The organism is Olsenella sp. KH3B4 (assembly GCA_900111695.1).
Lineage (GTDB): Bacteria > Actinomycetota > Coriobacteriia > Coriobacteriales > Atopobiaceae > Tractidigestivibacter.
Map to the genome: position 1 here is coordinate 245,453 of FOHD01000002.1, position 24,953 is coordinate 270,405.

General features: G+C 63.9%; 19 protein-coding genes. 3 read left to right on the forward strand and 16 right to left on the reverse strand.

What is annotated here, in order from left to right:
- Positions 1-12 precede the first annotated feature (12 nt).
- The 4 genes from BMX94_RS03025 to BMX94_RS03040 form a co-directional block, all read right to left on the reverse strand.
- On the reverse strand, positions 13-1,029 hold the full coding sequence (locus BMX94_RS03025) for an NTP transferase domain-containing protein (protein WP_091003304.1): 1,017 nt from the start codon (positions 1,027-1,029) through the stop codon (positions 13-15).
- A 41-nt stretch (positions 1,030-1,070) separates the two neighbouring features.
- Positions 1,071-2,012, reverse strand: coding sequence for a carbamate kinase (gene arcC, locus BMX94_RS03030; RefSeq protein WP_091003308.1), 942 nt, complete (start codon positions 2,010-2,012; stop codon positions 1,071-1,073).
- A 128-nt stretch (positions 2,013-2,140) separates the two neighbouring features.
- Positions 2,141-3,343 (reverse strand): knotted carbamoyltransferase YgeW, encoded by a 1,203-nt coding sequence (gene ygeW / locus BMX94_RS03035; protein WP_091003311.1) that lies wholly within the window; start codon positions 3,341-3,343, stop codon positions 2,141-2,143.
- 109 nt (positions 3,344-3,452) lie between these two features.
- Entirely contained in the window at positions 3,453-4,835 is a 1,383-nt protein-coding gene (locus BMX94_RS03040) for a YgeY family selenium metabolism-linked hydrolase (protein ID WP_091003314.1), read from the reverse strand.
- Between the two features lie 473 nt (positions 4,836-5,308).
- On the opposite strand from BMX94_RS03040, the gene BMX94_RS10725 reads away from it, so the two are divergent.
- The gene (locus BMX94_RS10725) at positions 5,309-5,668 is read left to right on the forward strand and encodes a GHKL domain-containing protein (RefSeq protein WP_286159994.1); all 360 of its coding nucleotides are present in this window, start codon (positions 5,309-5,311) and stop codon (positions 5,666-5,668) included.
- Positions 5,669-6,110: 442 nt separating this feature from the next.
- On the opposite strand, the gene BMX94_RS03055 is transcribed toward BMX94_RS10725, so the two are convergent.
- From BMX94_RS03055 to dpaL, 5 genes are all read right to left on the reverse strand, one after another.
- Positions 6,111-8,177 carry an FtsX-like permease family protein gene (locus BMX94_RS03055; protein WP_177171305.1) on the reverse strand — a complete coding sequence of 689 codons (2,067 nt, stop codon included), beginning with the start codon at positions 8,175-8,177 and terminating at the stop codon, positions 6,111-6,113.
- A complete protein-coding gene (locus BMX94_RS03060) occupies positions 8,167-8,979 on the reverse strand; it encodes an ABC transporter ATP-binding protein (RefSeq protein WP_091003326.1) in 813 nt (270 codons plus the stop codon). Before BMX94_RS03060 ends, BMX94_RS03055 begins: the two co-directional genes overlap by 11 nt.
- Positions 8,980-9,135: 156 nt before the next feature.
- Positions 9,136-10,188: a sensor histidine kinase gene (locus BMX94_RS03065; RefSeq protein WP_091003329.1), complete on the reverse strand. Its 1,053-nt coding sequence runs from the start codon at positions 10,186-10,188 to the stop codon at positions 9,136-9,138.
- Entirely contained in the window at positions 10,185-10,862 is a 678-nt protein-coding gene (locus BMX94_RS03070) for a response regulator transcription factor (protein ID WP_091003331.1), read from the reverse strand. The genes BMX94_RS03065 and BMX94_RS03070 overlap by 4 nt, the downstream gene beginning before the upstream one ends.
- Positions 10,863-11,028: 166 nt before the next feature.
- A complete protein-coding gene (gene dpaL / locus BMX94_RS03075; RefSeq protein WP_091003333.1) occupies positions 11,029-12,252 on the reverse strand; it encodes a diaminopropionate ammonia-lyase in 1,224 nt (407 codons plus the stop codon).
- A gap of 259 nt (positions 12,253-12,511) precedes the next feature.
- Here dpaL and BMX94_RS03080 point away from each other — a divergent pair, with 259 nt between their 5' ends.
- Positions 12,512-13,879, forward strand: a complete 1,368-nt coding sequence (locus BMX94_RS03080; RefSeq protein WP_091003335.1) for an amidohydrolase family protein — start codon at positions 12,512-12,514, stop codon at positions 13,877-13,879.
- 92 nt (positions 13,880-13,971) lie between these two features.
- Here the strand turns inward: BMX94_RS03080 and BMX94_RS03085 are convergent, their stop codons facing one another.
- Positions 13,972-15,366, reverse strand: coding sequence for a uracil-xanthine permease family protein (locus BMX94_RS03085; protein WP_091003339.1), 1,395 nt, complete (start codon positions 15,364-15,366; stop codon positions 13,972-13,974).
- A 441-nt stretch (positions 15,367-15,807) separates the two neighbouring features.
- Positions 15,808-17,091: a double-cubane-cluster-containing anaerobic reductase gene (locus BMX94_RS03090; protein ID WP_091003341.1), complete on the reverse strand. Its 1,284-nt coding sequence runs from the start codon at positions 17,089-17,091 to the stop codon at positions 15,808-15,810.
- Between the two features lie 366 nt (positions 17,092-17,457).
- Between BMX94_RS03090 and BMX94_RS03095 the strand changes: the two genes are divergently transcribed.
- Positions 17,458-17,964 carry a hypothetical protein gene (locus BMX94_RS03095; protein ID WP_091003344.1) on the forward strand — a complete coding sequence of 169 codons (507 nt, stop codon included), beginning with the start codon at positions 17,458-17,460 and terminating at the stop codon, positions 17,962-17,964.
- 116 nt (positions 17,965-18,080) lie between these two features.
- Here BMX94_RS03095 and xdhC read toward each other — a convergent pair whose 3' ends face one another.
- The 5 genes from xdhC to BMX94_RS03120 form a co-directional block, all read right to left on the reverse strand.
- Positions 18,081-18,575 (reverse strand): xanthine dehydrogenase subunit XdhC, encoded by a 495-nt coding sequence (gene xdhC / locus BMX94_RS03100; protein WP_091003347.1) that lies wholly within the window; start codon positions 18,573-18,575, stop codon positions 18,081-18,083.
- The gene (xdhB, locus tag BMX94_RS03105; protein ID WP_091003350.1) at positions 18,575-19,456 is read right to left on the reverse strand and encodes a xanthine dehydrogenase subunit XdhB; all 882 of its coding nucleotides are present in this window, start codon (positions 19,454-19,456) and stop codon (positions 18,575-18,577) included. The genes xdhC and xdhB overlap by 1 nt, the downstream gene beginning before the upstream one ends.
- A complete protein-coding gene (gene xdhA / locus BMX94_RS03110) occupies positions 19,456-21,798 on the reverse strand; it encodes a xanthine dehydrogenase subunit XdhA (RefSeq protein WP_091003355.1) in 2,343 nt (780 codons plus the stop codon). The genes xdhB and xdhA overlap by 1 nt, the downstream gene beginning before the upstream one ends.
- A 228-nt stretch (positions 21,799-22,026) precedes the next feature.
- Complete coding sequence (locus BMX94_RS03115) at positions 22,027-23,310, reverse strand: amidohydrolase family protein (RefSeq protein ID WP_091003359.1); 1,284 nt, start codon at positions 23,308-23,310, stop codon at positions 22,027-22,029.
- 44 nt (positions 23,311-23,354) lie between these two features.
- Positions 23,355-24,737 carry an NCS2 family permease gene (locus BMX94_RS03120; protein ID WP_091003362.1) on the reverse strand — a complete coding sequence of 461 codons (1,383 nt, stop codon included), beginning with the start codon at positions 24,735-24,737 and terminating at the stop codon, positions 23,355-23,357.
- Positions 24,738-24,953 lie beyond the last annotated feature (216 nt).

Below are 24,953 nucleotides of genomic sequence, written 5' to 3' on the forward strand. Positions count from 1 at the left end.
ACAACCATCCCCTTACAGAGAAGAGCCAGGCCCGCCCTGGGCGCCGTTTTCAGCGTCAGCGACGGGCCAAATGTCCTGCCCGGATTCCGTTGCCTCGCGCAGTGCCGCAAGCTCTTCGGTAACGCGCTCGAGGTCAGATGGGGTATCAATGTCATCAAGCTCGGCAGCAGCGCGCGCCTCGACAAGCCGCGTGGTGGCGGCCAAGTCTGGGTTCCTGCGCAGCAGCTCGCCTCCGCCTACGTCACCCTCCAGGCCGAGAAGCGCCTCTCGCAGGTTGCCCGGGAAGATCACCGGACTCCCCGCCCTGCCCTGCCATGCCAGCCGCGCAACACAGGCGGGGTGCGCCGCAAACTCGTCGAGCAGGGCCTCGACGCTCGCGCTGGAAAGCAGCGGCTGGTCGCCCTGGACAAAGAGGTAGCCGGCCCTCTCGCCCAGCGCCTCCACGCCAGCCCAGATGGTCTGGCTCTGGAGCGCCCCCGCAGGCTCCACGCACGCCACGTGCCTGGCCTCGCACACGGCACGCACGCGCTCCCACCTTGTGGAGACCACCACGTCTAGGCGCGACGACACCAGAGCATCAAGCGTGTGCGAGACCACGGCACGACCACGCAGCGGCTCGACGAGCTTCTGCCTGCCAAAGCGCGTTGCCTCCCCGTTTGCCATGACCACGCAGCCCAGGCGCGGCACGCCGCCGATGCCGGCAAACGCCGCCGAGAAACCGGCGTTTGCCGCAGCGGTAACACCCTGCCGCCAAGCATCGTAGCGATTGAGGAAGTCCTCCCCCTCGGGCGTGAGGCTTGAGCTTCCGCCCTTCTCGCCGCCAATGGAGCGCACGGTAAGGGGAACCCCCAGGGCATGCTCGGCATCATGCAAGATGCGCATGGCCTTGGTGTAGCTCATGCCCATCGCCTTGGCAGAGGCAGAGAGACTGCCCGTCGTACGAACGCCAGCGAGCAGGGCCAGAGGGCCGGGGCCAAAGAAGCGCCTGCCTTCCCCATCAATGAGGAACGAGAATGTCCGTGGTTCCATGGCCCTCACCTCGCGCGCATTGCCGTTGCGATGCCTACATGCTACCCACGGACGATGGTACCAGTCTTGCCGGCGATGCCGTCCGCCGCACGGTCGAGCTCGGTGATGAGCGACATGCGGCCAGGGCCGGACTGGGCAAACTGCAGCGCCGCCTGGACCTTGGGGAGCATCGAGCCCGGCGCGAACTCGCCCGCGTCGATGTAGCGCTGAGCCGTCTCGGGCGTAAGCTCGTCGAGCTCAGTCTGGTCGGGCTTGCCAAAGTGGATGGCGACCTTCTCGACAGCCGTGAGGATGACAAGCGCGTCGGCATTGAGCTGCTCGGCCAGGCGGGCAGCGGCAAAGTCCTTGTCGATAACGGCAGCAGCGCCCTTGAGGTGGTGGCCCTCGGTGTGGTAGACGGGGATGCCGCCGCCACCGCAGGCGATAACCACATGGTCGGCCTCGACCAGCGAGCGGATGGTATCCAGCTCGACGATGGCCTGGGGCTTGGGGCTTGCGACCACGCGGCGCCAGCCACGGCCGGAGTCCTCGACCACCGTGTAGCCACGCTCCGCGACCATGCGGTCGGCCTCCTCCTTGGTCATGAAGGCGCCGATGGGCTTGGTGGGGTGCTCGAAGGCGGGGTCGGTGGGGTCAACCTCGACCTGCGTGAGCACCGTGGTCACGCCGTGGTGAATGTCACGGTTGGCAAGCTCCTCGCGAATGGCGTTCTGGAGGTCGTAGCCAATGTAGCCCTGGCTCATGGCCACGCACACCGAGAGCGGGCAGGGGATGTACTTCTCGGGATCAGAACGCGTGAGCTGGGTCATGGCCTCCTGGATCATGCCCACCTGCGGTCCGTTGCCGTGCGCCACGATGACCTCGTTGCCCTCGGCGATAAGATCGACGATGGCCTTGGAGGTGTGCTTCACGGCCGCCATCTGCTCTGGCAGGTTCTTCCCCAATGCGTTGCCGCCCAGTGCGACGACGATTCTCTTGCCCATGCGTTCCTCTCCGTTCTCCCCTATTCGTGTGAAAAAGAGCGCGGGCCGGCCAACCGAGCTCCCCGGCTCGGCCCGACCAGCCCGCGCGTTCCCTTGTGGGTACTGCGCCAGTCGCCCCGATGCCCGGGTTAGGCCTCGAGCCAGCGGCTGCGGCCGCGCTGCTCGAGCTCCTTGAGCATGGCGACGGGATCCTTGGCCTTCTGCAGGAAGATCATGGCCGCCACGGCGTACGGCTTGTAGCTGGCCTCCTTGTACAGGCCGTCACGGTGAGCGTCAAAGACCTCGTTGGCAACCTCGCCGTGCTCGCAGGAGACGCCCTCGATGTCGGCCGGCAGCGGGTGCATGTAGATGGTGTCCATGCCGTTCGCGGTCTTGGCCATGAGCTCGGGCGTGCAGTGCCAATCCATATGCGTGGCATTCTGGGCGAGAAGCTCCTTCTCCAGGGTGTCGATGCCCTCGGAGTCACCAGCGGCGTAGAGCTTGGTGCGCTTCTCCATGGCCGCGTAAGGTGCCCAGCTCTTGGGAACCACGATGTCCGCGCCCTCGAAGGCCTCCTCCATGGAGTGCGCCTGGGTGAACGTGGCGCCGGACTCCTGGGCGTAGACGCCGGCCTGCTTGACAAGCTCGGGCATGAGGTCGTAGCCCTCGGGGTGCGCCAGGGTAACGTTCATGCCAAAGCGGGTGAGCAGCATGATGAGCGACTGCGGGCAGGAGAGCGGCTTACCGTAGGAGGGGCTGTAGGCCCAGGTAACGGCGACCTTCTTGCCCTTGAGGTTCTCAAGACCGCCAAACTCGTTGATGAGGTAGAGCAGGTCTGCAGAGGACTGCGTGGGGTGGTCGGAGTCGGACTGCAGCGAGACGAGCGTGGGACGGTGGTCCAGGATGCCGTCGGCATAGGACTGCGCCACGGACTCCGAGACCTCCTTCATGTACGCGTCGCCCTCGCCGATGAACTTGTCGTCGCGGATGCCGATGACGTCAGCCATGAAGCTGATCATCGTGGCGGTCTCGCGCACGGTCTCGCCGTGGGCGATCTGTGACTTGGACTCGTCGAGGTCCTGGAGCTGCAGGCCCAGCATATTGGTGCCGGAGGCAAACGAGAAGCGCGTGCGCGTGGAGTTGTCGCGGAAGTTGGAGACCGCGAGGCCCGAGTCGAAGATGCGCGTGGAGATGTTGCGCTCACGCAGGTTGCGAAGGGCGTCGGCAACCAGGTAGAGAGCGCGGAGCTCGTCGGTGGTCTTATCCCACGTGTGCAGGAAGTCGCTGTTATACATCTTGGAGTAGTCGAGCTTCTCGAGCTGGTCGAGGTAGTTCTGGAACTTTGCGTCCATTCTCGTTTCCCTTTCTTGATTCTTGGCCTGCTGGGTCTTCCCGATGACCGCTGGGTCTACGTGCAAGGGCCCCGGCCGCGACGATGCGCCGCGACCGGGACGCGGTTAACTACTTGATGTCGTTGCCGGTGAGGCTGGCGCGGAACTCGGTGGCGTCGCCGGTTGCCTGGCTGGGGTCGTAGAGGTTCACGGCCGCAACGTAAAGGGCAGCGCACGTGGAGAGGTCCTGCTTGTAGGTGACCTCGTTGGGCGCGTGTGCCTGGGACTCGGCGCCGGGGCCAAAGCCCACGCAGGGGATGCCGTAGCGGCCCTGGATGGAGACGCAGTTCGTCGAGAAGGTCCACTTGTCGCACAGAGGCCTGCCCTCGCGCTTGTCCATGGACTTGGGGCAGCCGATGCGCTTGTCGCCAAAGAGGGCCTTGTGCGCGTCGACGAGTGCCTTGACGTGGGGTGCAGACTCCTTGTTGATCCACGTGGGGAAGTACGCCTCGGTCTCGTAGACCTCGCCGGTCCAGCTGGGACGGTCGTACATGTACATGGAGACCTTCACGTCGTCGCCGTACTTCTTGACGGCGGGGAGGTTGCGGACCTCCTCGAGGCAGGACTCGTAGGTCTCGCCAGCGGTCATGCGGCGGTCGATGGAGATGGCACAAGAGTCAGCCACAGCGCAGCGCGAGGGGCTGGTGTAGAAGATCTGGGAGACGGTGCAGGTGCCGCGACCCAGGAAGCGGGCGTCCTCATAGTGCTCGGGGTTGTACTTGGGATCGAGCATCTTGACGAGACCCTTGATGGAGGTGGACTCGTCGCAGCCGTTGTTGTTGAGGGCACGCACGTCGTTCACGATGTCGGCCATCTTGTAGATGGCGTTGTCGCCGCGCTCGGGCGCGGAGCCGTGGCAGGAGACGCCGTGGACGTCGACCCTAATCTCCATGCGGCCGCGGTGACCACGGTAGATGCCGCCGTCGGTGGGCTCGGTGGAGATGACGAACTCGGGCTTGATGCCGTCCTTGTTGTAGATGTACTGCCAGCACATGCCGTCGCAGTCCTCTTCCTGGACGGAGCCCACGACCATGATCTTGTAGCCCTCGGGGATGAGGTCCATGTCCTTCATCATCTTGGCCGCGTAGGTAGCGGAGGCAACGCCGCCCTCCTGGTCGGAGCCGCCACGGCCACCGATAAGCTGGTCGTCCTCGAAGCCCTTGTAGGGGTCGAAGTCCCAGTTGTCGCGGTTGCCGATGCCAACGGTATCGATGTGGCCGTCGATGGCGATGATCTTGTCGCCCGTGCCCATGAAGCCCATCACGTTGCCGAGGCCGTCCACCTTGACCTCGTCGAAGCCGAGCTTCTCCATCTCGGCCTTGATGCAAGCCACAACGTCACCCTCCTCGCAGGACTCGCTGGGGTGGGAGATCATGGCGCGCAGGAACGCGGTCATGTCCGCGTTGTAGGCCTTCGCTGCTTCCTTGATCTTGTCGTAGTCGAGTTCCTTCATTGGGTCCTCCTTGCATCGAGCGACGTTCTTGCTGGCTTGGTACCGTAAACAATAAGTCTGCTTACCAAACTTTTTGTTTGGTTGACCTAATTAAAGCACGTGCGAGAGGGAATTCAAGGGCCTTTGCCAAACTGCTGATTTTTGTCGCAGACGGTACTCTTGGCGCGGTGGACGGCGGGGCGCGAGGGCGACGCCGGGGGGGTGACGCCGGAGGCGAGGGCCGGAGGCGAGGGGTAACGCCGCAGAAACGCCCCCTCCGGCGCCGGGGTGGCGCCACAGCGAGGGTTTCGTACGCAGTTGCTGCGGGAGCGCGCCCTCCGGCACCAAGCTGTGACGGTCTTCTCGCCGATGCCGCGTCATTTCGCCATTTAAGGGTGCCTAACCGTTCGAGAAAAGCCTAAACGGCGAGAATCCGCGGCATCGGCCCCAGAGGTCAGCGGAGAATATCGCTTTTCTTTAAATGCAAATCGCGTTTGCCCAGTTGGCGAGTACAACTTTTAAGAAATAGCGATATTCTTCGCAGGCCTCTCCGAGGAAGAGCTCCGGGCGCGGGGGGCGCCGCAGCCGGCGCGGGTCCAGCGCATGGGGCAAGCCGGCGGTCCATCTCTCTGGTGGTGCGACGGGTGATGGGCGTGACCTCCGTGAGCGTCGAGGATTACTACAGCCCCACCGCGCAACCGAGCTTTGAGGATGGGCTGCCGCAGACGACGAAGGCCGACAAGGCCAATCACGGATTTGGCATGCGGTCCATGCGTGCAATTGTCGAGCGATACGGCGGGACGCTCGTGGCACGGGCCGAAGATGGGGTCTTCCACCTGGACATCATGCTGTAAGTTGGATCGCGGCGGGCTGTTCGGCGAACCCCCGCTCGCCTGTTCAGCTGCTAAGGCGGGATGACAGCACCGAGGTCACAACGGGACAGCCACAGGCTGCTGGACGCGGGCGAAATCCGCGCCGCAGACCCCGGCGGCAGACACCCGGCGGCAGGGCCCGGCGACAATAACGCACGCGAAAACGATTCGGTCTTCTCGCCAGGCGCGTTTTCCCAGGAAACTGGTAGTAACCGGTCGTTTTCGTGTGCGCTTTTTTGGAAGGCGGGACACGGCGCCGACCCCGACGCCACCGCCCGGGCGTGGGACGCGGAGTTTATCGCCATTTTGTAAACTCGGCCATCGCGACCTGCGGAAACGCAACCAGCGATTAAGAAATAGCGATATTCTCCGCGATGCAAGCGTTAGGTGGGACGAGAAGAACGTGGCGCCTCCCGCCGCGCCCCTACAGCGAGCGACGCGTGGTGCGCACGGACGCGCGCACGATCCCGTGCGCCATGCGGTACGTGAGCGCGAGGTACCCGCCGTACACCAGGGCAAACAGCGCCAGCCCCAGGGTCATGTTGCCAATCATGTCGCTGTAGCCCAGCACGCTCACCAGCTCGTTGATCGCCCCAAGAGCGCACAGCGAGTGCGCCATCCCCACGGCCAGCGGCAGGACAAACGCCATGGCGACCTGCGTCCTCAGCGAGCCAAAGATCAGGCGTTCGGAACAACCCAGCTCAGAGAGGGTCCGGTAGCTCGCCGAGGCGTCGCTGGCGGAGGAGAGCTGCTGGATGGCGAGAATGGCGGCGCACGCAATGACGAGAACAAACCCAATGTAGATGGCCATGTACGAGATGAGTCCCGTGGTGGAGGTGCCGTCTGCGAGCACGTCTGTGGCGGTCTGCACGCCCACCATGGCAGCGCGCCCATCCAGGTTGCTCGCAAGCGCGGCTTCCAATCCCTTGAGCGCGGCGTCGCCCTCCTCGGTCGATCCCTTGTACATGATGTTGATGATGGCGCTGTACTCCGGGGTGATTGACTTGGCGACGTCGTCGGGCACGACGTACGTGCCAGGCGTGAGGCCACCGGCGCTGTCCTGAAGGACCGCGGAGGCGTCGTCAATCACCGTGGATCGCTCCGGCGAGAGCGTGACCCCGTCAACGTCCAGGGTGAATCCCTCCTCGAGCGCCTTATTCACAAACCCCTTCGCGTTGTCCATGTTGCACAGCATGAGGTAGTGGCCGTCCTCCAGGGAAACGGGCTCCAGCCCCAGCAGGGAGCGCATGGCATTGTAGTCCGAGATGCCCACCGCCTCGCAGAGCACGACGTGCTCGTAGCCCTTGGGCACGCTCTCGCCGGTGAGCTGAGACATGCGCTGGTATGCGGAGGTGTCGCCCCGGAGCTCCGACTCGATGAGCGCGACCCTCATGCTTGCGTGCCGACCCACCCCAGAGAGGTCGACGCCCGCCTTGGCAACCTCTGCCTTGAGGTCGATGGCGTCCGTCGAGTCGCCCGCGGGCGTCACCGAGATGGACGCGCTGTACGGTATCCCCTGCCTGGTCACGCTGTTGATAGTGCCGCAGATGCTCATGCCCGTGGTCACCGCGGTCATGGCAAGAAAGAGGATGAGCGCGATGACGCCCATGGAGAGAGCCGTGGTGTTCACGCGCGAGGCAATCTGGCGCGTCGTGAACATGTGCAGGTCTCGCCAGTAGAAGCCCCTGAGGTGCGTGATCAGCGCGGTAAGCGCACCGGCGAGCCCGTAGAAGAGGACGAAGGTCCCCACTATCACCATGGCCGTCGTGATAAGAAAGTCATTCCGGGACTCGGCAGAGCCGGACGTGGGGAACCCGTCCCTGGTCAGCCGCACGTACGCGACGCCGATAAGGGCAAGGCCGGCCACGGTGAGAATAACCGCGAAGGGCAGCTTACGTACGAACTGCCGCTCGTTGTGGCGGGCGGCGCCCATGAGCTCGATGAGCCTCACACGGCGCAGCGTAAGCCAGTTGAAGACCATCATCACCGCAAAGATCACGCCGAAGCACCGGAGGGTAAGCAGGAAGGCATCGGTCGAGAAGAAGAACGAGAAGTGCTGAACGGTGGTCTCGAACATGCGCGCGGTGACAAAGAGCAGAACCTGCGAGAGAAGCGCCCCTAGGGCGATTCCCACTCCAAACGAGATCGCGGCCACCAGCAGCGTCTCCAGCGCGAGAACCACGGTAACCTGCCCCGTGCGCATGCCCAGCACCTGGTAGAGGCCAAGTTCCTTCTTGCGCCTGCGCATGAGGAAGTTGTTTGCATACACCATGAGAAACCCCAGGACCACGGCGAGAAACACGGTGACGCCGTCGAGGACCTGGCCTGCCGCACCAAGCATCTCGCCCACGTCGCCACGGAGGAAGTCGCCCTGCACGCTGATCGTGTTGAACGCGTAGAACACGGCCACGCCCAAAACCAGCGTGAGAAAGTACACGGCGTAGTCGTGAAGGAGCTTGCGCATGTTGCCAAAGGCGAGCTTAGCGAGCATCGTCAACCCCTCCCTGCACGGCCACGACCTGCATGATCCGCTCGAAGAAGGCGTGACGGGAATCGGCACCGCGGTCAAGCTCGGTGAAGACCCTGCCATCGCGAATGAAGAGCACGCGTCGGCAGTAGCTAGCGGCGGTCTCGTCGTGGGTGACCATGAGGACCGTGGCGCCTCTCGCCTGGTTGATGGACTCGAGGCTCTCGAGCAAGAGCTTTGCGTTCTTGGAATCAAGTGCGCCGGTGGGCTCGTCGGCAAGTACCAGCTGCGGGTTGGTGACAAGCGCCCTCGCCGCGGCCACGCGCTGACGCTGGCCGCCGGACATCTGGTAGGGGTACTTGTCGAGCACTTCCTCGATGCCAAGCGAGGATGCGGCCGCAACCACGCCCGTCTCGATCTGGGCCGCCGGCACGCGTCCAATGGTCAGCGGCAGCGCGATGTTCTCGCGCGCGGTGAGGCTGTCCAGAAGGTTGGAGTCCTGGAAGATGAAGCCCAGCTTCTCTCGGCGAAAGTCTGCAAGGCGCGAGCGAGAGATGCGCGAGACGTCCGTCCCGCCGAGCATGATGGTTCCCGAAGTGGGCGCGTCAATCGTGGCGATGCAGTTGAGCAGCGTGGACTTGCCCGAGCCCGAAGGCCCCATGAGGGCGACGAACTCCCCTGCGGCAATGGTGAGGCTAATGCCGTTGAGCGCATGGGTCGTGGCGCTGTGACCACCGTAGGTTTTCGTTACGTCCCACACCTCGAGCACGGGTGTCGAGGCGCTGTGCGCTATGCTCGCGCTGCCGCTGTCCATATGGCGTGCCATGTGTGGCTCCTTCTCGTGTTGGTGTGGGCGGCCGATGTAGCCGCCCGCCGCGTGGCTGCGAGATACATGGTGGACCGCCGGCATCTGGGCTGCCATCGATTGCCATGACACAACCTTACGTTTGCGTCACGTTTGGCATCATGCGAGAACCGCCTGCTAGACGGCGCGAGAGCGCTCCCTTGGGAAGGCGATGTCGATGGTGGTCCCAATGCCTGCGGCACTTCTCGCCCCCACGGCGAGCCCCATCTTCTCGCAGAGCGTCCGCACGAGGTAGAGCCCCATGCCGGTCGAGCGCTCGTGCGTCCTGCCGTTGGTGCCGGTGAAGCCACGCTCGAAGATGCGGCCAAGGTCGGCCTCGGAGATGCCACACCCGTTGTCGGCCACGTGGAGCACCACGCGCTCCTCGGCACTGCCCGTGCCCTCAACACTGGCCGAGAAGCACAGGCGCGCCTGGCGCCCGTCACGCTCGGGAACGGCGCGATAGCGCACGGCGTTGTCGATGAGCTGCCCCAGGATGAAGGTCATCCACTTTGGGTCGCAGTAGGCCCAGAGGCCCTTCTCGCCTTCAAGTCCTGCCAGGTCGACGGCCACGTGGGCTTCGATGAGCGAGCGGGCGCGGGACTTCACCGCGTCGCGGGCAAGCTCCCCCAGATCGCACCTGCGCAGAAGGTAGTCCTTGTCAACCGAGGTGCTGCGGGCGTAGTAGAGCGCGTTCTCGACGTCAGCCTCCACGCGCGCGACCTCGCGCGAGAGGGTACGGGCATCCTCGCCGTGGCTGTTGGCCAACGTGAGGTTCATGGCTGCGAGCGGCGTCTTTATCTCGTGAACCCAGAGTTCGACGTAGCGGCGGTACTCCTGCATCTGTTGCTTAAGCCCCGCCTCTCTGCGACGTGACGTGCGCACGACGCCCTGGATGGCCTCCCAGGCAAGCTCACCCTCGGGGTAGTCGGGCTCCGGAAGGGTGGCGGCAACGTCGAGCGCGTCCTCCTCGCCCTCGGCAAGGCGCGCGAGCCCCCGCGCAAACGAGCGCCCGCGCAGCCACTCCCAGACGAGCCCCGTCACCTCGAGCACGGTGACGAGAAGCATGACCAGCTCGGTGGCCCCCCTCTCCACGCCAACCACGGGCAGCATCACGGCGAGCAGGGCAACCACCGCCACGGAGCAGACCACGCGAACCGCGTGGCTTCTCAGGTACGCGCGGAGGCTCATGCGCCCTCCACCCGCAGCGAGTAGCCCATGCCGCGATGGGTCACGACGGCATGCGGCAGCCCAATCCTGCCAAGCGCCTGGCGCAGGCGGGTAACGTTGACCGTGAGGGTGTTGTCGTCCACGAAGGCGTCTGTTGCCCAAAGCGCCTCCATGAGGTCCTCACGAGACACAATGGCACCCGGCTGACGCATGAGACACTCAAGGATGCGCAGCTCGTTGCGGGAAAGCTCGACCGTCTTGCCGCCAAAGCTTGCCTCTGCACGCACAGCGTCGAGGGAGAGGCCGCCCGCATGGACAACGGAGGCGCGCGCCGGCTGCCTGCGCCGGAGGAGGGCCTCAAGGTGAGCCAGGATAAGCTGCGGATTCGCGGACTTTGCTACAAAGTCGTCGGCCCCAACGGAGAGGCTCATGAGCTCGTCCAGCTCGGAGGTGCGGCTGGTGAGCACCATGATGGGTACGTCGCTTTGCTGCCGCAGGGCTCGCGCCACGTACTGGCCGTCGGTCCCGGGAAGGCCCAGGTCGAGCACGACGGCATCGGGCGAGGCGGCGGTGATGTCCTCTACCAGGCGGTCAAAGCGCGTGGCGCACTGGACGTGGTGGCCCGCGTTTGCGAGAAGCACCGACAGCTGCTCACGCACACCGGGGTCGTCCTCCACAAGGTAGAGATTGGCCATCAAAGCCTCCGCATCCAAACTGGTTGCCGCGTATGGACATTCTTCGCGTATGGGCAATCTTAGCATCGAGAAGGACGCGGCCGGCACGCCTGCGCGCACCGGCCGCTGTAGCCCTGGGAGGCAGGGCTCGTCCTTTGCAATGACGCCCTCAGGCGTTGAGGTGGCCCTACTCGGCGTCCGCGCTCTGCCATGCGCCGTTCCAGACGATCTGGCGGTAGCGGACGGGATCGGTGTCGCCCTCGGTCGAGAAGAGCAGGACCTGGGAATCGGGACCGAGCTCGAGCGCCTCGCGGAACTCGGCGTAGGCGGGGTCGCACATGATGGTGGAGATGACGCCCATGCCGACGGCGCCGGACTCGCCAGACGTGACCGCGGGGTCGCCCTTGACGGGGGCGGCCAGCATGCGCATGCCCTTGGCGCTGACCCAGTCCGGGCAGCTCACGAACGCGTCCGCGTGGTTGCGCAGGATGTCCCAGCCGATGGTGTTGGGCTCGCCGCACGCGAGGCCGGCCATGATGGTCTTAAGGTCTCCGCCCACGATGCGCGGGTCGCCGTCGGCCGCGACGGCGCCCTGGTAGAGGCAGTCGGCGGCGCCGGCCTCCATGATCACGAACTTGGGTGGGTTGCTCGGGAAGAGGTTGGAGAAGAAGCCGACCATGGAGCTTGCGAGCGAGCCCACGCCAGCCTGGACAAAGACGTGGGTGGGACGGTTGACCTCAAGCTGGCGCAGCTGGTCCGCTGCCTCAGCGGCCATGGTGCCGTAGCCCTGCATGATCCACGACGGGATCTTGGTGTAGCCCTCCCACGCGGTGTCCTGCACGATCACGCCATGCTCGGTCTGCTCGGCCTCCTTGGCGGCAAGGCGCACGCAGTCGTCGTAGTTGAGCTCCTCGACCGTGACCTTGGCGCCCTCCTTGGCGATGTTGTCGAAGCGGGTCTTCGTGGAGCCCTTGGGCATGTGCACCACAGCGTTCTGGTGCAGGCGGTGGGCAGCCCATGCCACGCCGCGACCGTGGTTGCCATCGGTTGCGGTGAAGAAGGTCGCGTGGCCAAAGTCGTGCTCGAGCTGGTCGGACGTGAGGTAGTCAAAGTCGCAGTCCGCCACGTCGCGGCCGGTCTCCTCGGCGATGTAGCGTGCCATGGCAAAGGAGCCACCGAGCACCTTGAACGCGTTGAGGCCAAAGCGGTAGCTCTCGTCCTTCACGTAGAGGCCGCCCAGGCCAAGGCGACTGGCCATGCCGGAGAGGTTGGCGAGCGGAGTCACGGAGTACTGCGGGAAGCTCTTGTGGAACGCGCGGGCCTTGGCAACGTTCTCCAGGCTCATGACCTGCAGGTTCTTGTCCTCGCTCTTGGGCATGTGGTTGGTGACCCACTTGAACTTAGGCTCCATGGTGCTCCCCTCTCTACGCGCCGATCCCGGCGCCCAATGGACTAGAAAAAGAAAAACTGTCTTACTGCCTAACTATTTGTTAGCACACCAATTACACCACTTCCGGGGCACATTGCAAGGGCTATTGTCGCCCCGCCGGCAAAAGGTCGGTCGCGGCCTTTGGACGGGACGGATGAGACAAAGGGACAGTCCCTTTGTCTCATCCGTCCCGACTCGCTAGACTCGTTGGTGCGTAGGCAACAAAGGAGAGGTCGGCGGCATGGCAGCAGACGTTCGGCAGGCATTTCTCGGCTCGTTTTTCCACACGCCCACGTATGGCGCGTTTGAGTACCTGGAAAACGCGCTTATCGAGGTTGACGCCAACGGCACGATTGCGCGCGTGCTGCGTGCCGACGATCCCCGCCATGACGAGCTCGTGCGCGCCTACCAAGAGTCCGGCGTCCTTGTTGAGCTGGGCGAGGGGCGCTATGGCCTCCCCGGCTTTGTAGACCTGCACGTGCACGCGTGTCAGTGGCCGCAGGCGGGCATTGCGTTGGACGAGCCGCTCAACCGCTGGCTTCTCGAGCGCACGTTCCCGCTTGAGGCAAAGTTCGCAGACGTCGAGTTCGCCCGCCTGGTCTACGGCGACCTTGTGCGCCAGCTTCTGTCGCGTGGCACCACGACCGTGGTCTACTTTGGCAGCGCGCACCTCCCGGCCACGGTGGAGCTTGCCCGTGCCTGCGTTGACGCAGGTCAGCGTGGCCTTGTGGGCAAGACCGTGATGGACGACCCCGCCGCGAACCCCACCTACTACCGCGACGCGTCCCCCACGGAGGCCGTCAGGCAGACGGCCCAGCTCATCCGCGAGGTCGAGTCCATGCGGCCGGACGCGCCCCAGGGCGTCTGGCCAGTGATCACACCCCGCTTCATTCCAAGCTGCACCGACGAGGTCCTTCGCGGGCTTGGCGACCTTGCTGCGGAGCACGACGCCTACGTTCAGAGCCACTGCAACGAGGGCCAGTGGGAGCACGACACGGTGCTTGCGCGCTTTGGCAAGGAGGACCCCTACGCCCTGCGCGACTTTGGCCTTCTCCGCGAGCACTCGATCATGGCGCACTGCACCTTTCTCACGCCGGACGAGGGCGCGCTCTTTGCGCAGGTGGGTGCCGGTATTGCCCACTGTCCCATCTCCAACGCGTACTTTGCGAGCAGCGTCCTGCCGGTTAAGCGCCTGCGCGCGCAGGGCGTGCACATTGGCCTGGGCACGGATATCTCGGGCGGGTTTAGCCCCAACATGTACGACGACATTCGACAGGCGGTCATGGCCTCGCGCATGCTCGAGACGGGCGTCGATGCGCAGAGGCCTGAGGCGGAGCGCGGAGCGGGGAACGCACGCATCTCGGTTGTAGAGGCGCTCTACCTGGCTACGGCCGGCGGTGCGGAGGCGCTTGGCCTGCCCGTGGGAACCTTTGAGCCCGGGCGTGCCTTTGACCTGCAGGTTGTTGATACGCGCCTGCCATATGCGGACCTCACCGGCTTTGGCGTCTTCGATGCGCCGGAAGATCGTCTGGCGCGCATCCTCTACCTCTCCACGCCCGACAACATCCGCCAGGTCTACGTGCAGGGACGCCGAGTCATCGAAAAATGAGACAAAGGGACAGTCCCTTTGTCTCATCGACGCCGCCTCGCAGGCAATCCTGCGGGGCGGTGAGCTTTTTGGTGCAGGTTGTGCTACGGGAATTACTTCTCGTCACTCGAGCCGTTGCCGCCATTCCGGAGCGGCCTGAGGTTGCGCTGCTCGGGCGTGTTGTCCTCGGGCGGCAGAACGCTGTTCAAGATGATTGCCATGACGGCGCAGGGCGTGATGGCCGAGGTACCAAAGATCGTGGAGATCCACTCGGGCATACCAGGGCCGGCGAGCGAGCCAGAGACCTGCGCGATACCAATGCCAAAAGCCACCGAGATGCCAAAGACGGTGCAGGCGCGCGGCGTGAGGCCGTCCTTCACGAGGATTCGGATGCCGTTCAGGGTGATGGTGCCAAAGACGCTGATGGTTGCGCCGCCAATGACGGGCTGCGGAATCATGAGGAGCAGCGCCGAGAGCTTGGGGCATAGGCCAGCGGCGAGAAACACGAACGCCGCTCCGCCAAAGACCCACTTGTTGATGACTTTGGTGCTCACGATGATACCCACGTTCTGGCCGAAGGCCGAGGTGGGAAGGCCACCAAAGAAGGACGAGATGATGCTCACCAGACCCTGCGCCTTGATGGCGCCGCCAATCTCGCGCTCGGTGGGCATGCGGTCCATCGAGCCGGCGGATGCCGCGGAGAGGTCGCCGATCAGCTGCACGTTGACCATCACGTAGACCACGCCGAGCGTGATGCACGCGGCGGGGTTGAACTCGATGGCGTACGGCATGAACTGTGGGAGCGAGAACCACCCAGCGCTGAGCACCTCGGAGCCATCAACCATGCCAAACGGGATAGCAACGACGCAGCCGATGATGATGCCAAAGAAGATGGAGCCGAGCTTGAGCACGCCCTTCCCAAAGTTAGCCAGCGCAAAGACCACAGCAAAGGTGATGAGGCCAACAACCCAGTTGTAGATGCCGCCAAAGTTTGCCGAACCAGCGCCGCCCGCCATGTACTTGATGGCCGTGGGATACAGCGAGACGCCGATGGTGAAGATTACGGTACCGGTTACCAGCGGCGGGAAGAGGCTGCGCACCTTGCTGTAGAAGACGCCAAAGAGAATGGCCACGATACCGCCCACGAGCTCGGCGCCGAGAAGCACCGAGAAGCCAAACTGCGCGCCAACCGCCTGGAACGCAGGCAGGAAGGCAAACGACACACCGGTGAGGATGGGAAGCCCCGCGCCGATGCGGCCAAACAGCGGGAACTGTTGGAGCAGTGTGTCGATGGCGGAGAGAATCAGCGCCACTTGGATGATGGCGGTCTCCTGCTCCTGCGTAAATCCGCAGGTAGTAGCTATCATCATGGCCGGCGTGATGACGCCTGCGAACGACGCAAGCACGTGCTGCAGAAACATGGGAACGAGCGACCCAATTGGCGGCAGTCCGTCTCGCCTGAAGAGCGATTCGTCGAGCTCCCGCTCCGCCTGTGCCTGCGCTGCCATGCGAGCCTCCCCCGAGCGCCTCCGCGCTCCACCGGATGTCCTTGACGTGCTCAAGCGTGCCATAGGCCGCTTTGCCGCGACAAATTATTAGTCTGATTGCCATACAATTTGTTTGGCAATCGAGCAGGCACCGCAGGCGGTAGCATTTCGCCCGCGAACGGGGCGGTTCACCCCTCTCCCATTTTTCTTCTCGTCTCGCTCCGCCCTTGCCTCCCCGAACCGCGCCGGTCCGTGCCCAAAATTTGCGGTTGACGGCCCATTTTGGGCGAATCGTCGAGTACGAGGACCTTTACTTTTTACAGACCCGCAGGTAGGAAAATGGCACCTCCGAGGTGATACTAAGCGGAACCCCCGAAAAAGGCCGTCAACCGCAAATTTTGGGCAGAGGGGCCGGGCAACCAGCGGCTGCACGGCCCCCAATAGGACAAATGCTGCAAACGCCTAGATCATCTCGAGGAACGCCTGGATGCGCGTTGTGAGCTGGCCGTCTCCCTCGGCGGAATAGTCGGTCGAGAGGTGCATGTAGGGAATGCCCGCATCCTGCGCGGCCTTCTCCATGTCGAACGCCTCCATCTCGTAGATGGTGCAGAACGAAAGGGACGCGTCGATGATGCCGTCAGCGTGGAGATCGCGCGCCATGCGGATGACGTCGTCGCGACGGCCCTGGTTGGGCGTGAAGATGGCGCACTGGATGTTGAGGTAGCGGTCGGCTATGTTGTCGAGCATCTCGTCGACGGTCGCACCGTCCTCGGGCACCAGATCCTTGTAGTAGCGGCTGCCGGTGCAGCACTCCTCGCCAACCACCACGCCGCCGGCCTTCTCGATGATGTTGAAGAGCTTCCAGTTGGGCACTGCCATCGGCGTGCCCGTGTAGAGGATGCGCTTGGCGCCCTTGGGAGCAGCGCCAACCCCCTCGGCCACGCGCTGCTCGCACTCATCGGCCATCTTGTTGATGGCGTCGGTCAGGCGCGCGGAATCATCCATAAAGGCGGCCTGCACGGTAAGAAGCGAGTCAAGGCCAGAGATGGGCACGGGATCGGCCGCGCGCGTGGCCGAAAGGCGCTGCAGTGCGCGACGCTTGTCGTTGGCAAGCTTGATGGCTGCGCGCAGGCTCTCCTCGGTAATCTTCTGACCGGTCTCCTCCTCGATGCGAGCGGCAAGCGCGTGGACCTCGTGGCGCCACTGGAGCTTAGTGTCCTCGTTACGCACGTGCGGCACGTCCATGATGTACATGGGCTTGAGCTTCGAGAACTGCTCGTAGGCCTTCTTCTTGCCGTCGCAGGTGTTCTCGCCCACCACGAGGTCGGCGCTCTCGATGTACGGGCACACGCGCCCCAGCTTGAAGCCCATAAAGCCCTTGATGAGCGGGCAGGTGTTGCGCGGCACGTACTTCTCGGCGACCTCGGGCGCCCACTCGGCGCCGGCGCACAGGCCAACCTCCACGGCACCGGCCGCGGTCACGACCTCCTCGGGCACGTACAGGCAGAAGCTGCCGATGATCTTCTTGGGATCTCCCTCGCTACGGCCGTCCACCATCTCGCGGATGCGCCCCGAGTGCAGGTTTGCGGCAACGCCGTCCAGGTAGGACGTTGAGGCAGGCCTGTTCTCCTGCGTGAGGTACATGCTCTGGTACATCTGGCCGACAACGCCCAAAAGGCCATCGTGTGCCTCGACGTCCATGCCCAGATCGCCCCACATCTTGTGGTAGTCGTACTCGTCTGCCATGGTGACTCCTCTCCTGCGTCCACGCACGGCCGACGTCCTCACGTCCAGGCAGAACCTTGCGAAAGACCTTCTTGACTGCAGCTTGCGTCCGTCTGGGGGCGTCCTCACGCCAACCCTGTCCCTGGCAGACAACTCTCATATATGCACCGTTATCCCTTTCCTTGCATAACGGTGCAGCAATCAAATCATAACTGTTTGTTAGGATGTCATTACAAATTATTTGGCGTGGGCCGATGAGCGGCAACCCTGCGCCCCCAAGCGAACTGTCCCCTGCGCAGAAGCACATCGCGGTATTATCGGCTCAGTGAAACCCCGCGTCCTGTCAGGCGCGCCGCCTTTGACGCGGCACCCCGGAACGGAGAAATCATGGACGAGATTAATACCAAGATTCCGCAGCCCACGGAGCTCATCCCCGCCGAGGAGGCCCGTGCCCTCACCGCGTCGGCCAAGCCCGGCCGCTCGCAGGCCGAGGCCGATACCCTTGCCGCAAACGCCCTGCGCTGGGCCATGCACAACGCGGAAGGCCAGACCAGTACGCGCATCCGCACGTACGCCATGTACGGCAGGACCTCGGTGATGCTCAAGTTTGCGCCTGGCGAGACGGACTGCGCCGGAGCCGGAAACGCGTTCTACAACGACCTTCTCGCCAACAGCAACGTGCTGGTTGCCGACGCCATCTCGAGCATCATCCACGGCCGGCCGCAGGGACTTATCTCTCCCCTGCAGGAGATGCGTCTGCTCAACGAGTACAACGCCAAGCTCGTTGCCTTCCTGCGGCGCCTGCGCCGTGCCGGCTACGACGTGAAGGCGGGCGAGGAGCTTGCCGCCGAGGGCGTGCACGACAACAGCACCGTCGTGGTGAGCTGGGCATAGGGAGCCGAGAAGCCCGCCTCGAGGGAATCCGAGACGGGCTTCTCGCAACGCGTTTTTTCGTAGTTCTGTGAGAGAGGGCGCGCCGCTAGATGAGACAAAGGGACTGTCCCTTTGTCTCATGCGCTCTCGCCCACGACGCCGTCCATCACGTCGACGGCCTTCTCGACGGCGTTCACGATGTTCTGGTAACCCGTGCAGCGGCACAGGTGGCCCGAGAGCTGCTTGCGGATCTCGTCGCGCGTGTAGGTCTTGCCCGTACGCTCCATCTCGAGGGCGCTCATGATGATGCCGGGGATGCAGAAGCCGCACTGTACGGCGAACTCGTCAATGAAGGCCTGCTGAACGGGGTCAAGCGAGCCATCTGCCTTCTGGACGCCCTCGATGGTGAGAATGTCCTTGCCCTGAGCCCAGTCGGTAAGGTAGAGGCAGGAGTCGGTTGCCACACCGTCGATGAGGACGGTGCACGCACCGCACTCGCCGACCTCGCAGCCGCGCTTGGTGCCCGTGAGGTGAAGCCTGTCGCGCAGCGTGTCGAGCAGGGACTCGCGCGGATCGTAGCCAACCTCAACCGGCTTGCCGTTGATGGTGCAGTTGAGAATGCGCATTGCCATTAGATATCAGCCCCTCCCTTGCGCGCGGCCTCAATGAGCGAGCGGCGCGACATCTCGCCAATAAGCTGCAGGCGGAAGTCCTTCGACGCGCGCCAGGAGTCGCGCGGGTGCGTCTCGGCCTGGGCGAGCTCGCCAATCTTGTCGACCGCCTCGGCCACGGAAAGGCCGCGCACAGCGTCCTCGGCACCCGTAGCGCGCATGGGCGTGGGGGCGGCGACGCCAAAGGCAAGGCGAATGTCATCGATCGTGGACTTGTCTGCGGCGAGCTTGACCAGGCAGCAGCAGCCCATGGTTGCGATCTCGAGCGCGCGGCGCTTGCCGTACTTGAAGTAGTGGCCGGTGAAGCCCTCATAGTGGTCGCGCGGGATGCGAATCTTGACCAGAACCTCGTCGCGCTCCCGGTAGGAGCGGCCGGGGCCCGCGTACCACTCCTCGATGGGAATGGTGCGCTTACCACGCGTGCTCACCACGTCGAGCAGAGCACCGTAGGCAAAGAGCGTCGAGGCGCTGTCCGCCGAGGTGGCGGCGTTGCACACGTTGCCGCCGATGGTGCCCGAGACGCGTAGCTGCGGGCCACCCGGGGTGTCGCAGGCCTCGCCCAGCGTGGGGACCGTGGCCTGGATGACGGGGCTCGTGGTGACGTGGTGGAACCACGTGATGGGGCCAATCTCCACGGTACCGTCGTCGGCAAGCGTCACGCCGTCCAGCTCGTCATGCAGGTTGTGAATCGAGACCAGGTGCGCACCCGCAAGCTTGCCTCCGCGCACCTTCACGAGCACGTCGGTGCCGCCGGCAATAACGATGGCCTGGGGGTCCTCGGCCAGGGCACGGCAGGCGTCCTCGACGCTTGTGGCCTCGTACAGGGATTCAATGTCGTACATCAGATCAGCCCCTCCCTCTTGAAGCCCTCAACAAGACGCTGCGGGGTCATGGGCATGTGGTAGAACTTCACGCCGGTGGCGTCGAGAATGGCGTCACGGATGGCGGGCGCCGGGGAGATGATGGGGGTCTCGCCAACTGCCTTGTTGCCATAGGGGCCCGTCGGGTCGTCGGACTCGACGAAGTCCGCCTTGAGGTCGGGCAGATCCATCATCGTGGGAATCTTGTAGTCGAGCAGGGTGTCATTGAGCACGCGGCCGGTCTTGGGGTCCACCTGGACCTCCTCGGAGAGGCCAAAGCCAATGGACTGACCCATGCCACCGTGCACCTGCTGCTCCACCAGCTTGGGGTTGATGAGGCGGCCGTTGTCCTGCACGGAGATGATCCTGTTGACCGTCACCTGGCCGAGCGGCATGTCCACTGTGACGTCTGCGAAGGTGCAGCCCGTAGCGATGGCGTTGGTGTGGACGTTGGCGGTGGCGTAGGCGCTCAGCTGGTCGTTTGCGTCCACGTTGTAGTAAGCCTCGAGAGCGAGCGAGGCAAGCGTGCATACCTGGCGGCCGGTGGCGTCCCAGATGGCGTGGTCGTGCAGGTCGAGGTTCTCGCCGGCGGCCGGGTACAGGCGGTGCGCAAAGGCGAGAATCTTCTCGCGCAGCTCAAGCCCTGCCTTCTTGACGGCCGTGCCCGAGACATAGGTCTGGCGCGATGCGTAGGCGCCGGCGTCATACGGCGTGACGTCGGTGTCCTGGAACGAGACGATGTGGACGTCCTCGGTGTCGATGCCAATGGCCTCGGCGGCCATCTGCGAGAAGACCGTGTCGGCTCCCTGGCCAATCTCGGTGGCGCCCATCTGGAGCTGCACCGTACCATCCTGGTTGAGCGTGACGCGCGACGTCGCCGTCTCGAGCGCGAACGGTGCGACGGCCGTCTTGTACACGAAGAACGCGACGCCCACGCCATGGCGGATGGGGCCGGTCTCGTTTGCGTACTCGCGCTTCTTCTCGTCCCAGTGGATCCACTCCTTGCCCTTCTCCACGCACTGCGGGAGCGTGCAGGTGTGGGCAGCAACGGCACCGCCGGGCGTGAACTCGTCCACGAAGCCCTCGCGGATGCAGTTCTTGAGACGGAACTCGACGCCGTCCCAGCCGTTGTCGTGGGCGATGTCGCCCATGAGGCACTCGGCCGTCCAGACACCCTCGGGCACGCCGTAGGCACGCATGGCGCCCGTGTGCGGGCCGTTGGTATAGACGGTCCACGCCTCGCTGCGGGAGGCAACCTCGTTGGTGTGGTAGAGCCAACGGAAGGAGTTCACCGAGTTGAGCACCAGCGCGTGCCCGTGGTGGATGTAGCCACCGGTGTTGGACCAACCGCGGATGGAGCGGGCGTGCAGCAGCATGTCGTCGCCGTAGGATGCCTCGACATCGAAGGACTTGGGCTGACGGCCCGAGGTGTCCCAGAAAAGCTCCTCGCGCGAGAGCTCGAGGCGCACGCAGCGCCCGCCGAGCTGCTGGCAAATCCAGGCGTTGAGCGGCTCGTAGTGGATGTCCTGCTTGGTGCCAAAGCCGCCGCCGATGTAGGGCTTGATCACGCGCACGTCGCCCCAGGGAATGCCCAGCGCCTGGCCAATGACGCGGCGCATGATGTGCGGGATCTGGGTGGAGGCCACGCAGACGATCTTGCCGCCCTCCATGTAGCAGAACGAGGTGCAGGTCTCAATGTGGACCTGGGACTGCTCGCCCGTCTCGGTGTGGATGGCAATGTGGTGGTACGCAGGGTCGTTGATGGCGTCGTCCACCGTCTTGTAACCGTACTTTGCGAGGTTCTCCGGACTCGTGAGGGCGCAGGTGTGGGCAACCAGGTTGTCGGGCTTGATGTCTTGGACCGGGTGCTCGGTACCCTTGAGAGACTCCTTGGGGTCGTAGACGACGGGCCACTCCTCGTACTCGACCTTGATCTTGCGCAGGGCGCGGTCGCACGCCACAGTGTCCTCGGCCACGACTACGGCGATGTTGTCGCCGTAGATGCGGATGCGGTCGTCGAGGAGCTTTCTGTCCGCAAGGTCACGCTTCTCGGCGTGGCTGTCGGCGTACCAGGGGTGACCGGCCACGGGATAGGGCCTGTCTGGTACGTCAAAGCAGGTGAAGACCGCAACCACGCCCGGGACCTTCTTGGCCTCGGAGGTGTCGATCGAGAGCACCCGCCCGTTACCGATTGTCGAGTGGAGGATCCTCGCCTCAAGGCAGGGCTTGGGGCAGAGGTCGTCGGTGAACATGGCACGTCCCGTGACCTTGTCGTACGCGTCGACGCGCGTGATGGGACGTCCGACCTCCCTCAGCTTTTCCATGACAAGCTCCCTCTCCTAGAAACCTGTATTGCTGCATAACAAAATGTTAGTGACCCCGCGAGGGTCAGAGTCGCGGCAGCGGCGAATGGTCACAAACCGCTGCCGACCGTTCATCCGTACGTAATGGTCTCACATGCCCTCTGAGCTGGTCGTTATTCACGAAGAAAAGCAACGGCTCCAGCAAGGCCGAGAGGCGCCGGGCACCCAGGATGCCCGGCGCCAACGCGCTTACAGCACGCGTGCACCAGCCACGTACTTCTCGACGAGGCGACCGCCCTCCTCGGCGAGGTACATATAGCGCTCCACGCGCTCCGCCGGGTTGCACTCGAGCGTCGTACGCAGGCCGGAGTCGTCCAGAACCAGGACGTCCGCCTCGTATCCCTGCTCGAAGGTGCCCACCTTGCCAAAGAACGCGCCACCGCCAACCGTGGCGATATAGAACGCCTCAGCGGTAGAGAGGGGCTTGAGGTTCTGGTCCACCAGACGCCAGCGGAGCTTTGAGCAGCCCACCAGGTCTGCCACCGCGCGGAACATCGAGAGGGACGCGCCGCCAGCGACGTCGGTGCCAAGGCCAACGTTCATGCCCTCGACCAGGTAGCGGCGGATGGGGGCAATGCCCGAGGACAGCTGCATGTTGGACTGCGGGCACGTTGCGACAAAGACGTTGTGCTTCTTGAGGATGGCAATCTCCTCGTCCGTGGAGTAGTTGCAGTGGGCCATGACGGTCTTGCCCTCACCGTCGAGCTGGCCAAAGTGCTCGTAGGTCTCGCCGTAGCAGGTAGACCACGGAGCCAGCCCATGCACCCAGTCAATCTCGGAAAGGTTCTCCGAGAGGTGCGACTGCAGCGGCAGCCCCCTCTCCTGCTTGAGCTTGCCCAACCCCTCCATGAGCTCGTCGGAGCAGGTGGGGGTGAAGCGCGGCGTCAGGATGGGCCTGGTGTTGGCGTAGCCCTTGGCCTCGACGTCGTTGAGCCAGCGCACCGTGTCGGCAAGCGACGTGGCCGCGTCCTTCTCGCACAGGTAATCGGGGCTGTTGCGGTCCATGTTGACCTTGCCCACATAGGTCTTGAGGCCGGTTGCCTCGAGCTTGTCCATGAGGAGCTCGGTGGGCTCCACGTGCATGGTGCCAAAGACAACCGCGCGCGTGGTGGGCGAGTGGAGCAGGTCGTCGCTAAAGATGTCGTAGGCGCGCTCGGCATAGGAGAGGTCGGCGTACTTGCTCTCCTCCGGGAAGGTGTGGGTGTTGAGCCACTCGAGGAGCTCGAGGTCCATGCCCATGCCACGGAAGCTGTACTGCGGCGCGTGGACGTGGATGTCGTTCATGCCGGGGATGACGAGCTTGCCTGTGTGGTCAACAATGCGAATGCCCTCGTACTCGGCAGGGAGCTCCTGGTAGACGCCCTGGACGATGCCGTCGACAACTACCAGGTAGCCGTCCTTAGCCCAGGAGAGCGTGTGGTTGTGGCGCGACCAGACAATGTCGCCCTTGATTGCAAATACGTTCTCGTTCATGACGTACTCCCCTCACGTAAGGCGCACAGCACGTGTGCCGTCGACTAGATGAAGAAATACTTGATGCAGAACAGCACGAACAGAACCCACATCACGCCAGAGATCTTCTTGCGGTTCTCTGCGCCAGAGCAGGCGTTGATTGCCACGTAGGAGATGATGCCAAGAGAGATGCCCTCGGCGATAGAGTACATGAAGGGCATGGCGACAATGGCGACAAACGCGGGCAGGGCCTCGGTCGCGGTGCCCCAGTCGATCTGCGTGACGGCGCCGAACATCATGAAGCCAACAATGACGAGGGCAGGTGCCGTGGCAAACGAGGGAATGGCCAGGAAGATCGGCGAGAGGAACAGCGACAGCAGGAACAGGACGGCCGTGGTGATGCCGGTGAGGCCGGTGCGACCACCCTGGGCGATGCCGGCAGTGCACTCAACGGCGGTTGCGGTGGAAGAGGTGCCGATGAGACCAGCGAACGTGGTAGCCAGGGACTCCGCGAGCAGGGCGCCCTTCACGTTGGGGAGCTTGCCGTTCTCGTCGAGGAGGCCTGCCTTGGATGCAGAGCCAATCAGCGTGCCAATGGTGTCGAAGAGGTTGGTAAACAGGAACGCGAAGACCACAGAGGCAAAGCCAACCGAGAAGAAGTTGGAGAAGTCCAGCTTAAAGGCAATGGGGGCAATCGAAGGAACCGAGAGGCCATGCGAGAAGTCGGGCAGGAGGCTCGCAAAGCCGGCGTCGGGGTTGGGCACGTAGACACCCGTGAGCTGGCACACAATGCCGATGCCCCAGGTGATGAGGATGCCCAGGAGGATGTTGCCGCGCACGTTGTTGCACACGAGGATAGCGGTGATGATGATGCCGATAAGCGCGAGAAGCGCCGAGATGCCGGCGGTCGAGAAGGTCCCGGCCTCGATGGAGCCATGGAACGAGAACATCGAGATGAGCGTGGCCTCGTTAGAAATCACCAGGCCGGAGTTCTTGAGGCCGATGATCGTGATGAAGAGGCCGACGCCTGCGGTGATTGCATACTTGAGGTTCATGGGGATGGCGTTGAAGATGGCCTCGCGCACGTTGGTGAGCGAGAGGATCACAAAGATGATGCCCTCAACAAAGATTGCGGTGAGCGCCGTCTGCCAGGAGTAACCCATGCCCAGGCATACCGTGTAGGCAAAGTAGGCATTGATGCCCATGCCCGGTGCCAGGATGAACGGGTAGTTGGTGAGGAACGCCATCATCAGAGTGCCGATGGTCGAGATGAGGACCGTCGCGGTAAAGAGGGAGTCCTGTGGCATGCCTGTTGCCGAGAGGACCGAGGGGTTCACCGCGAGGATGTACGCCGCGGTGATGAAGGTCGTAAGGCCGGCGAGAAGCTCGGTCCTTACCGAGGTTCCACGCTCCTTGAGGTGGAAGAACTTATCGAGTGCACTCTCCATGTCACACACCACTTTCTCGTAGTTGGATGCCAACACGTACTGCCCGCAGGCGAGCTTTTCTCGCCGGAGGGTTGGTTCCACGCTTGATGTGTGTCTGAAGGTGCCGCGCTCTTAGCGAGCCATCGGGGATCGCTGATGCAGCCAACGTGACTGCCGGCAGGTGCGCGGTTGAACTGACATTCGGGGTAGGTCGCTTGCTGGAAGGTCTTCTCGGCT